Annotated in this window: 12 protein-coding genes; 5 read left to right on the top strand and 7 right to left on the bottom strand. The window is 67.9% G+C overall.

Going from position 1 to position 9,835, the window contains the following annotated elements; translation table 11 throughout:
• Positions 1-792 (bottom strand): glycine-rich domain-containing protein (locus D3H34_RS30405; protein ID WP_119558557.1); only part of this gene is annotated, 792 nt, incomplete at its 3' end.
• Between the two features lie 28 nt (positions 793-820).
• Positions 821-1,873: a UDP-N-acetylmuramate dehydrogenase gene (gene murB / locus D3H34_RS30400; protein WP_119558555.1), complete on the bottom strand. Its 1,053-nt coding sequence runs from the start codon at positions 1,871-1,873 to the stop codon at positions 821-823.
• 43 nt (positions 1,874-1,916) lie between these two features.
• On the opposite strand from murB, the gene D3H34_RS30395 reads away from it, so the two are divergent.
• Positions 1,917-2,402, top strand: coding sequence for a YajQ family cyclic di-GMP-binding protein (locus D3H34_RS30395; protein ID WP_095950851.1), 486 nt, complete (start codon positions 1,917-1,919; stop codon positions 2,400-2,402).
• 7 nt (positions 2,403-2,409) lie between these two features.
• Positions 2,410-3,051 carry a retropepsin-like aspartic protease family protein gene (locus tag D3H34_RS30390; RefSeq protein ID WP_119558553.1) on the top strand — a complete coding sequence of 214 codons (642 nt, stop codon included), beginning with the start codon at positions 2,410-2,412 and terminating at the stop codon, positions 3,049-3,051.
• A gap of 12 nt (positions 3,052-3,063) precedes the next feature.
• Here D3H34_RS30390 and D3H34_RS30385 read toward each other — a convergent pair whose 3' ends face one another.
• From D3H34_RS30385 to D3H34_RS30370, 4 genes are all read right to left on the bottom strand, one after another.
• Entirely contained in the window at positions 3,064-3,417 is a 354-nt protein-coding gene (locus D3H34_RS30385) for a RidA family protein (RefSeq protein WP_119558559.1), read from the bottom strand.
• A gap of 8 nt (positions 3,418-3,425) precedes the next feature.
• Positions 3,426-4,061 (bottom strand): glycerol-3-phosphate 1-O-acyltransferase PlsY, encoded by a 636-nt coding sequence (plsY, locus tag D3H34_RS30380; RefSeq protein ID WP_119558551.1) that lies wholly within the window; start codon positions 4,059-4,061, stop codon positions 3,426-3,428.
• 74 nt (positions 4,062-4,135) lie between these two features.
• The gene (locus tag D3H34_RS30375) at positions 4,136-4,627 is read right to left on the bottom strand and encodes an aminoacyl-tRNA deacylase (protein WP_119558549.1); all 492 of its coding nucleotides are present in this window, start codon (positions 4,625-4,627) and stop codon (positions 4,136-4,138) included.
• Positions 4,624-5,685: an aldo/keto reductase gene (locus D3H34_RS30370; protein ID WP_119558547.1), complete on the bottom strand. Its 1,062-nt coding sequence runs from the start codon at positions 5,683-5,685 to the stop codon at positions 4,624-4,626. Before D3H34_RS30370 ends, D3H34_RS30375 begins: the two co-directional genes overlap by 4 nt.
• 127 nt (positions 5,686-5,812) lie before the next feature.
• Here D3H34_RS30370 and D3H34_RS30365 point away from each other — a divergent pair, with 127 nt between their 5' ends.
• On the top strand, positions 5,813-6,748 hold the full coding sequence (locus D3H34_RS30365; RefSeq protein WP_119558545.1) for an alpha/beta fold hydrolase: 936 nt from the start codon (positions 5,813-5,815) through the stop codon (positions 6,746-6,748).
• Here the strand turns inward: D3H34_RS30365 and D3H34_RS30360 are convergent.
• Positions 6,745-7,446: an aspartate/glutamate racemase family protein gene (locus D3H34_RS30360; protein ID WP_119558543.1), complete on the bottom strand. Its 702-nt coding sequence runs from the start codon at positions 7,444-7,446 to the stop codon at positions 6,745-6,747. The genes D3H34_RS30365 and D3H34_RS30360 overlap by 4 nt on opposite strands.
• A 131-nt stretch (positions 7,447-7,577) precedes the next feature.
• Between D3H34_RS30360 and D3H34_RS30355 the strand changes: the two genes are divergently transcribed.
• The gene (locus D3H34_RS30355) at positions 7,578-8,411 is read left to right on the top strand and encodes a MetQ/NlpA family ABC transporter substrate-binding protein (protein WP_119558541.1); all 834 of its coding nucleotides are present in this window, start codon (positions 7,578-7,580) and stop codon (positions 8,409-8,411) included.
• A complete protein-coding gene (locus D3H34_RS30350) occupies positions 8,408-9,760 on the top strand; it encodes an LLM class flavin-dependent oxidoreductase (RefSeq protein ID WP_119558539.1) in 1,353 nt (450 codons plus the stop codon). Before D3H34_RS30355 ends, D3H34_RS30350 begins: the two co-directional genes overlap by 4 nt.
• Positions 9,761-9,835: the final 75 nt, after the last annotated feature.

Below are 9,835 nucleotides of genomic sequence, written 5' to 3'. Positions count from 1 at the left end.
CCCATCGGACGCGCCACCGCCGTCGCTGGAGCCGCCGTCGCCGCCCCCACCCGACTCGCTGCCGCCGAAGCCTCCCGCATCGCCCGAGCTGCCGCCATCGGACGACGACTCGCCGAAGCTCGTGCCGCAGTGCGCGTCGGAGCCGATCTCGCGCTCGACCGCCCGGCAATCGGGGATGTAGTGAAAGCCGTTCGCAATCGCGAACTTGATGTCCAGCGCGAACAGCAGCGGCAGCCGGGCCGGGTTGCGCGGGTCGATGCTTTCTTCCTTGCACGCCCAATACCAGGTGCGGCGCAGGCCGTCGTTGCGCTTGGCGTCCTTGCCCAGCACCTCGGCCGGGCTGTGATGCAGCATGCGCCCGAAAGCCGCCTGGCACCAGGTCTGGTAGGCCTGCGTGTGCAGGATGAACTCGTGCCAGGCCGTGTCGACCACGCGCGATGGCATGGCCACGAACTTGCGGTCGCTGCGCAGGTGCGCCATGAAGAACTGCCGCAGCCCGCGCAGCACCAGCTCGGCATCGCGCCGGCTCAGTTGCGGGTGCGCCGCGCGCAGCTTGCCGATGAGGAACGGCGGCAGCCGGGCCTCGCGGATGAACTGGCGGCGCATGCTCTTCTCGACCCAGGCGAGCGTCGCGATGAAGACAAAGCCGGCGAACAACACGAAGGCCACCGACCCGGGCCCGTGCTGCCCAAGGAGCAGCCAGGCGATACCGCCCACGACGGTGAGCCGCTGCCCCCACAGAGCGACCGCGATGCGGCGCCGGAAATTCAGGTGAAGAAAGTCGAGTTCCATGCGCGCGGCGGTGGCGGTGTCTGCGGGGTCAGACCACCACGGGTTCCGGCTCCAGCCGGATGCCGAAGCGCTCGTACACGCTGGTCTGGATCGCCTTGGCCAGCGTCATCACTTCGCCACCGGTCACCGGATTGGCCGTGCCGCCCCGGTTGACCAGCACCAGCGCCTGTTTTTCGTACACGCCGGCGTTGCCGACCGACTTGCCCTTCCAGCCGCAGGCGTCGATGAGCCAGCCGGCCGCAAGCTTGATGCTGCCGTCGTCCATCGGGTAGTGAACGATCTTGGGGTCGCGCGCGATGATGTCGGCGCACTGCTCAGGCGTGACCGTCGGGTTCTTGAAGAAGCTGCCGGCGTTGCCCAGCACCCGCCAGTCGGGCAGCTTGGCGCGGCGGATCGCGCAGATCCACTCGAAGATATCGATCGCGCTCGGCGTGAAATTGGCGGTTTCTTCCATCTTGCGTTCGAGGTCGAGGTAGCCGACCACCGCCTTCCAGGGCTTGGGCAACCGGAAGCGCACCCGCGTGATGACCGCGCGGCCCGCCAGGCCGAAGTCGTTCGGGCCGCTGCGCACATGCTTGAAGACCGAATCGCGGTAACCGAAGGCGCACTGCGCCGCGTCGAGCGTGAAGGTGCGGCCGGTTTCGAGGTCGAAGGCGTCGAGCGAGTCGAAGCGGTCCTGCAGCTCGACGCCGTAGGCGCCGATGTTCTGCACCGGCGCCCCGCCCACCGTGCCGGGGATCAGCGCCAGGTTTTCCAGCCCCGGGTAGCCGCTGCGCACCATCCATTCGACGGTGTCGTGCCAGGTTTCGCCGGCGCCGGCCTCGACGATCCAGGCGCGCGGGGTTTCTTCCACCAGCCGCCGGCCCTTGATCTCGACCTTCAGCACCAGCGGCTTGACGTCGCCCGTGAGCACGATGTTGCTGCCGCCGCCGAGCACGAAACGGGGCTCGTTGCGCCAGGCCGGGTCGGCGTGCAACGCGGTCAGGTCGGCCTCGCTGGTGATGCGCGCCAGGTGCTGCGCGCGCGCGACGATGCCGAAGCTGTTGTAGGGCTGCAGCGGGACATTGGACTCCACGATCATGGGAGAATTGTCGCATTCAGTCCCCGTGCGTCCAGGAGAGCCCATGCCGTCTTTCGATACCGTCTGCGAGCCCAATTTGCCCGAAGTGAAGAATGCGGTGGAAAACACCGCCAAGGAAATCGCGACACGCTTCGATTTCAAGGGCACCGCCGCCGCCGTCGAGCTCAAGGACAAAGAGATCACCATGATCGGCGACGCCGAGTTCCAGCTCGTGCAGGTCGAAGACATCCTTCGCAACAAGCTCACCAAGCGCAGCGTCGACGTGCGCTTTCTCGACAAGGGCGACGTCCAGAAGATGGGCGGCGACAAGGTCAAGCAGGTCATCAAGATCAAGAACGGCATCGAGAGCGAGCAGGCCAAGAAGATCACCCGCATCGTCAAGGACAGCAAGCTCAAGGTGCAGGCCGCGATCCAGGGCGATGCCGTGCGCATCACCGGCGCCAAGCGCGACGACCTGCAGGCCGCCATGGCCCTCATCAAGAAGGACGTGCCGGACATGCCGCTGTCCTTCAACAATTTCCGCGACTGACCCGCGCATGAAGGCGCTCCTCGTCGCGGCGCTGTGGTCGGCTGCGGCCGTGGTGGCGCACGCCGCCGACTCGGTCACCTTGACCGGCTCCATCGGCAGCCGGGCCATCCTGATCGTGAACGGCGCGCCGCCCAAGACCGTGGCGATCGGGGAGACTTTCCAGGGCGTCAAGCTCGTTTCGCTGCAGGCCGACCAGGCAGTGGTCGAATCGGCGGGCAAGCGCTTTTCACTGCGCATGGATTCGCCGGTGAGCATCGGCCGCGGTGGCGTGGCCGGCAGCGGCAACCGCATCGTGCTGCCGGCCGACAGCCGAGGGCACTACATGACGCAGGGGCAGATCAACGGCCGCTCCGTCACCTTCATGCTCGATACCGGCGCGACCACGATCGCGCTGTCGCAGGTCGATGCCCAACGCATCGGGCTCGACTACAGCAAGGGGCAGCTGGTGCAGATGCGCACCGCCAACGGCACGGCCGCAGGCTACAGGTTGCGGCTGCAGAGCGTGCGCGTGGGCGACGTCGAGGTCTACGACATCGACGCCATCGTCTCGCAGCAGCCCATGCCCTATGTGCTGCTGGGCAACAGCTTTCTCAATCGCTTCTCGATGCGGCGCGACGCCGACGAGATGATTCTCGAGAAGCGGTACTGAGACCGCACCCGGTCAGGCCTGCGCGGCCGTGACAACGATCTCGATCTTGTAGGCGGTGTTGGCCATCTGGGCCTGCACCGTGGCGCGCGGCGGCGTGTTGCCGGCCGGAATCCACGCGTCCCACACCTCGTTCATGGCACCGATCTCCTTGATGTCGGCCAGGAAGATCTGCGTCATGAGGATGCGCGACTTGTCGCTGCCGGCCTCGGCCAGCAGGCGGTCGACCATGGCGAGCACCTGCGCGGTCTGGCCGCGGATGTCCTGCGTGGTGTCGTCGGGCACCTGGCCCGCGAGGTAGATGGTGCCGTTGTGCACCGCGGTCTCGGACAGACGCGGGCCGACGTGGAAACGGGTAATGGATGCCATGGTGATGTTCAAGCCTTTTTCTTCGAGCCGAGTTTCGACTCCGTGCCGGCCGCGAGCCGGCGGATGTTTTCGCGGTGCCGCCAGATCAGCAGCAGACTCATGACGATGATCGCGACGAGCACCGTGCGATCGAGCGGCCACGCGATGTTGCCGCCGATCAGATAGTAGGCCGGCGCGAAGAACGCCGCCACCAGCGACGACAGCGACGAGTAGCGGAAGAAGATCGCGATGATCAGCCAGGTCGCGCCCGTGGCGAGTCCCAGCCAGGGCGCGATGCCCACCAGCACGCCGGCCGCCGTGGCCACGCCCTTGCCGCCCTGGAAGCTGAAGAACACGGGGTACAGGTGACCCAGGAAAGCCGCCAGGCCCGCCAGCGCCGCCACGCCCTCGCCCAGCCCCCATTGCGCGCCGAACTGGCGGATCAGGAACACCGGCAGCCAGCCCTTCGCCGCGTCGAGCAGCAGGGTGGCCAGCGCGGCCCCCTTGTTGCCCGAACGCAGCACATTGGTGGCGCCCGGGTTGCCGCTGCCGTAGCTGCGCGGGTCGGCCATGCCGAGCGCCTTGCTCACGATGACGGCGAAGGACAGCGAGCCGATCAGGTACGCGGCCACGATGGCAATGAGGGAAGGCAGATCGAAACTCAAGGCGGGTCTCCGGGGAGCGGATTGTTGTTGTGCGCCGCCGGCGTGCAGGCCCGGCGGGAAAAAGCAAACGCCGGCTATTCTGCCAGCGCGCACTGCACGGGCTTGGCACCCAGCAGCGTCACACACACCTGCGGATCGATGCCCACGAGGTAGCCGCGCCGCCCGCCGTTGATCGCGATCTTCGGCAGTTCGAGCACGGTCGATTCGATGTAGACCGGCATGTCGCGCCGCGTGCCGAAGGGCGAGGTGCCGCCCACCATGTAGCCGCTGTGGCGCTGCGCCACCTCGGGCTTGCAGGGCTCGACCGACTTGGCGCCGATCTGCCGCGCGAGGTTCTTGGTCGACACCGTGCGGTTGCCGTGCATCAGCACGATCAGCGGCTTGGCATCCTGGTCCTGCATCACCAGGGTCTTGACCACGGTGAACGGGTCGAAGCCCAGCACCTGGGCGCTGTGCTGCGCGCCGCCGTGCTCCAGGTACTCGTACGGATGCTCGGTGAAGACGACCTTGTTCGCCCGCAACATCTGGGTCGCAGGCGTTTCGGAAACGTGTGCTTTCTTGCTCACGCTGCGGGGTCGCGGATGTCCCAGCGGATCTTGTCGATCTCGGCCAGCACGTCGGCCGACAGCGTGGTGCCGTAGGCGTCCAGGTCTTCGTCGAGCTGCGCCACCGAGGTCACGCCGATGATCGTGCTCGCGACCTGCCACTTGGTGTAGCAGAAGGCCAGCGCGAGCTGCGTCGGGCTCAGGCCGTGGTCGCGCGCGAGCTGGTTGTAGCGCCGCGCCGCGCGCAGCGCGTCGGGCTTGCCCCAGCGCTGCTTGCGCACCGATTCATAGCTCGAGATGCGCGCGCCCTTCGGCGCATCGGGGCCCTCGATGCCGCTCTGGTCGTACTTGCCCGTGAGCAGGCCGAAGGCCAGCGGCGAGTACGCCAGCAGCGACACGCCAAGCCGGTGCATGGTCTCGTCGAGCGCGTTCTCGTGTGCGCGGCTCACCAGGTTGTAGACGTTCTGCACCGACGCCACGCGCGGCAGCCCGTGCGCCTCGGCCAGCCGCACGAACTCGTGCACGCCGTAGGGCGTCTCGTTCGACAGGCCGATGGTGCGCACCTTGCCCGCCTTCACCAGCTTGCCCAGCGCTTCGAGCTGCTCGTGGATCGGCGTCTGCGAGGTTTCTTTCTCGGGGTTGTAGTGGATGTTGCCGAACACCGGCACGTGGCGCTCGGGCCAGTGGATCTGGTACAGGTCGATCACGTCGGTCTGCAGGCGGCGCAGGCTGCCGTGGCACGAGGCCTCGATGTCGGCCGCCGTCATGCCCGAGCCTTCACGCACCCAGGGCATGCCGCGCGAGGGGCCGGCCACCTTGGTCGCCAGCGTGATCTTCTGGCGTGCGCCGGGATTGGCGGCAAACCAGTTGCCGATGATGGTTTCGGTCGCGCCGCAGGTTTCCTTGCGCGCGGGCACCGCGTACATCTCGGCCGTGTCGATGAAGTCGACGCCGCGCTCGAGTGAACGGCTCAGGACGGCGTGGGCGGTGGGCTCATCGACCTGCTCGCCGAAAGTCATGGTGCCGAGGCAGATCGGGGTGACGTGGAGGTCGCTCTGACCGAGTGGAATCTTTTTCATGCGCGGAATGCTAGCGCGCCCGCGCGGCAGGCGCCGAAGCGCCCCCGAGAAACTGACCTGAGCCGTCTCCTTCCTGTCCTGTGGCGGACTGCGCGCAGCGCGGGCTCTCCGTATCATCGACCGCCATATGTACCAAGCCCTCCGCCCCTCGCGCAGCGAATTCGTGCCCGTGCGCAACCTGAACTACCACGTCCGCCTCTGGGGCCAGCCGTCGGGCGAACGGCCGCCGCTGGTGCTGGTGCATGGCTGGATGGACGTGGCGGCCTCCTGGCAGTTCGTGGTCGATGCGCTGAAAGACGACCGCTTCATCATCGCCCCCGACTGGCGCGGCTTCGGCCTCACCGACGGCGGCGGCGCCGACAACTACTGGCTGCCCGACTACCTGGCCGACCTCGAATGGCTGCTCGACCACTATGCCGGCGAAGGCCAGGACGGAGAAAGTCCCCGCCCGGTCGACCTCGTAGGCCACAGCATGGGCGGCAATGTCGCGATGCACTACGCGGGCGTGCGGCCCGCGCGCATCCGCCGTCTCGTGAACCTCGAAGGTTTCGGCATGCCCGCGCGCCAGCCCGACGAGGCGCCCGCGCGCTACGGCCAGTGGATCGAGGAACTCAAGGGCCTGCACCGCGGGGAGAAGGCCCTTGCAGGCTATTCGGTGGTGGACGGCGTGGCGCGCCGCCTCATGAAGACCAACCCGCGCCTCACGCAAGACAAGGCCGACTGGCTGGCCAGCCACTGGTCGGCGCAACAAGCCCAACCCGACGGCAGCCTGCGTTGGCAGATCCTCGGCGAGGCCGCGCACAAGATCGTCAACGCCAACATCTTCCGCGTCGACGAAACGCTCGCGCTCTACGCGCGCATCACCGCGCCCACGCTGATGGTCGAGGCCTCGGACGACAGCCTGCACGGCTGGTGGAAGGCCCGCTACACGCTCGATGAATTCCACGAGCGCCTGACGTCCGTGCCCTCCGTGCGCATCGAACGGCTCGACGACGCGGGTCACATGCTGCACCACGACCAGCCGCAGCGCGTGGCGCAGCTGATCGAGGACTTCCTCGCCTAGTTTTCCTTCTGCGTGGCGCGGCGCAAGGCCGCGCGCGCCAACAGCCGCGTCGAATCGAGCGTCGGCAGCGGCGAATTCGCGTCGCTCATGATCAGCGGGATCTCGGTGCAGCCGAGCACGACCGCATCGCAGCCCTCCTCGTCCTTCAGGCGCTGCATCACGCGCTGGAACGTGGCCACGGCCTCGGGCCTGAAGATGCCACAGACCAGATCGTCCATGATGATCCGGCCGATCTCCGCGCGCTCGTCGATGGTGGGGCGAACGTATTCAAGGCCGCGCGCCGAGAGCTTCTCTGGGTACACCTCGCTGTCGGTCAGCCAGCGCGTCCCCGTGATGCCGATGCGACGAAAACCCCGGCGCACGGCCTCGTCGGCCACCACCTCGGCGATGTGCAGCCAGGGCCGTGGCGAACGCGGCGCCACATGGCCGAAGGCCTGGTGGATCGTGTTGTCGGGACAGATCAGAAAGTCTGCGCCCGCTGCAGCGAGCTTGTGCGCGGAGCCGAGCATCAGCTCACCCACGCCTGCCAGGTCGCCCGCGTCCAGGCAGCGCGTGTACTCCGCCAGCGAGGGCGTGTGCATCGACACCTCGGGGTGCGCATGCGGGCCGAGCAGCGCGGCACCTTCGATGCAGATGGTCTTGTAGCAAAGGGCCGCGCCTTCGGCGGAGCAGCCGACGATTCCGATGTGCAGGGTCATGCGCCGCATCCTACAAAAGCCACGGCGGGTTATCCGGCGTACGGATATGCAAGCGCGCAAATCTTCGTTCGTGCCGCGCGGCGTGCGTCCTAGAGTGCCCGGTTCCTCTTGCCGTCCCCGGAGTTGTCGCCATGCCTTCCCCTTCGCGCGCGCCCTCGTGGCTGCGCCGCCTTGCCCCGCTGTCCGGCGGGGTTGCACTGAGCCTGCTGCTCCATGTGTCCGCCCACGCGGACGACCTGCGCGTCGGCTTCATGCCGGGCCCCTACCGCGACGCCTTCACCCACGGCATCGAGCCCCAACTGAAGAAGCTGGGCTACAGCGTCAAATACGTCGAGTTCAGTCAGGGCGTGCAGCCCAACGACGCGGTCGAGCGCGGCCAGATCGACGCCAACATCTTCCAGCACTCGCTGTACCTGAACGCCACCAACAAGCAGCAGGGCTTCGACCTCGTGCCCGTGGTGCATGTGCCGACGCCGCCGATGGGCCTGTACTCGCGGCGCCACAAGACGCTTGATGCCGTGCCCGAGGGGGCCACCGTCACGCTGCCCGCCGATCCGGTGAACGCGGCGCGCGCGCTCAACATCCTTGCGGCCATCGGCTGGGTCACGCTGAAGCCGGGCGTGAGCCCGCTGAGCGTGTCGGAGCGCGACATCGCCAGCAACACCAAGCGCCTGAAGATCGTTCCGCTGGACGCCGCGCAGGCGCCGCGCTCGCTGGCCGATGCCGACCTCGCGGCCGTGCAGGGCAACTTCGCCGTGGCCTCCGGCCTCAAGCTGACCGAGGCGCTCAAGCTCGAAGACATGACGCTGCCCTACGTGAACGTGGTGGCCGTGAAACGCAGAAACGAAAGCGCGAAGTTCGCGAAGGACATCGCCACCGCTTACCAGTCGCCCGAGTTCCAGAAGTTCTTCAGGGCCAACCCTGTGTGGGCGGGCTACCGGCTGCCGGACTATTTCAGCCCATGAGCACGAACAACGCCACGCCGCGCAGGCAGCTGCACCTCAACGTCAACATCCTGCATTCGGGCTTCGTGCCTTCAGCCTGGCGCCTGCCGGAGAGCGACCCGTGGGCGTTCGCCGACATCCAGCACTACATCCGCACCGCGCAGATCGCCGAAGCCGCCAAGCTCGATGCCGTGTTCCTGGCCGACAACGCGGCCATCGTCGACCAGATCCATTTCCGCCCGATCACCGCGCTGGAGCCCACCATCCTGCTGGCCTGCGTGGCCGCCGCGACCACGCACATCGGCCTGATCGCCACGGCCTCCACCAGCTACAACGAGCCCTACAACCTCGCGCGCCGCTTCGCCACGCTCGACCACGTGAGCGCCGGGCGCGCCGGCTGGAACATGGTGACCACGGCCGACCTGCCCTCCGCGCGCAACTTCGGCCTGGACACCACGCCAGACCATGCCAGGCGCTACGCCCGCGCCTCGGAGTTCGCCGACCTCGTCAAGGCGCTGTGGGACAGCTGGGAAGACGACGCCTTCGTCGGCGACAAGGCCGCGGGCCGCTTCATCGACCCCGCTAAGGTGCACGCCCTCGCACACCGCGGCGAGCATTTCGCCGTGCAAGGCCCGCTGAACCTGCCGCGCCCGCCGCAGGGCCATCCGGTGCTGGTGCAGGCCGGCGCCTCGGCCGACGGGCGCGAGCTGGCATCGCGCCATGCCGAGGCCGTGTTCTCGGCCTCGCAGTCCTTCGAGGAATCGCAGGCCTACGCACGCGCCCTCAAGACCCGCGCCGCCGAACTGGGCCGCGGCCCCGATGCGGTGAAGGTGCTGGCCGGCCTCACCACGATCGTCGGCAGCACCGAAGCCGAGGCGCGTCGCCGACGCGATGAGTTGGTCGACCTGATTCCGTGGGACTACAGCCTCACGCGCCTGGCCGGCACGCTGGGCATCACGCCCGACCGGCTGAAACTGGACGAACGCCTGCCCGACGACCTGCCGCTGCCCGGCAACGGAAACGGCAACCACACCTTCTTCAACGCCGTGGTCGCGGCCGGCCGCACGCACGGCTACACGGTGCGCCAGCTGATCCGCGAACTCGCGGGCGGCGGCGGGCACCGCGTGATCGTGGGCACGCCCGAGCAGATCGCCGACGACATCGAACACTGGTTCAAGGGCGGCGCGGCCGATGGGTTCAACCTGATGCCCGATGCCTTGCCGCATGGGCTGCAGGACTTCGTGGAGGGCGTGGTGCCGATCCTGCAAAAGCGCGGGATCTTTCGCACCGCGTACGAGGGGCGCACGTTGCGCGATCACCTCGGGTTGGTGCGGCCTGCGGGGCGGGCGGCACAGCGGCTCGCGGCTTGAAGACGTTGGTGTATTTCTCCCTCCCCTTCCGGGGGAGGGTCGGGGTGGGGGCACGGCCTTCGCGCATGCACAGCG

The sequence above is a fragment of the Acidovorax cavernicola genome (assembly GCF_003581445.1).
This window is presented reverse-complemented; position numbering and strand designations above follow the sequence as displayed.

What these genes read in the sequence shown, in the direction of transcription:
- D3H34_RS30370 (WP_119558547.1), bottom strand. Translation starts at nt 5,685, where the DNA reads ATGAAAAAGATTCCACTCGGTCAGAGCGACCTCCACGTCACCCCGATC.
- murB (WP_119558555.1), bottom strand. Translation starts at nt 1,873, where the DNA reads ATGATCGTGGAGTCCAATGTCCCGCTGCAGCCCTACAACAGCTTCGGC.
- D3H34_RS30395 (WP_095950851.1), top strand. Translation starts at nt 1,917, where the DNA reads ATGCCGTCTTTCGATACCGTCTGCGAGCCCAATTTGCCCGAAGTGAAG.
- D3H34_RS30350 (WP_119558539.1), top strand. Translation starts at nt 8,408, where the DNA reads ATGAGCACGAACAACGCCACGCCGCGCAGGCAGCTGCACCTCAACGTC.
- D3H34_RS30365 (WP_119558545.1), top strand. Translation starts at nt 5,813, where the DNA reads ATGTACCAAGCCCTCCGCCCCTCGCGCAGCGAATTCGTGCCCGTGCGC.
- D3H34_RS30385 (WP_119558559.1), bottom strand. Translation starts at nt 3,417, where the DNA reads ATGGCATCCATTACCCGTTTCCACGTCGGCCCGCGTCTGTCCGAGACC.
- D3H34_RS30355 (WP_119558541.1), top strand. Translation starts at nt 7,578, where the DNA reads ATGCCTTCCCCTTCGCGCGCGCCCTCGTGGCTGCGCCGCCTTGCCCCG.
- D3H34_RS30390 (WP_119558553.1), top strand. Translation starts at nt 2,410, where the DNA reads ATGAAGGCGCTCCTCGTCGCGGCGCTGTGGTCGGCTGCGGCCGTGGTG.
- D3H34_RS30360 (WP_119558543.1), bottom strand. Translation starts at nt 7,446, where the DNA reads ATGACCCTGCACATCGGAATCGTCGGCTGCTCCGCCGAAGGCGCGGCC.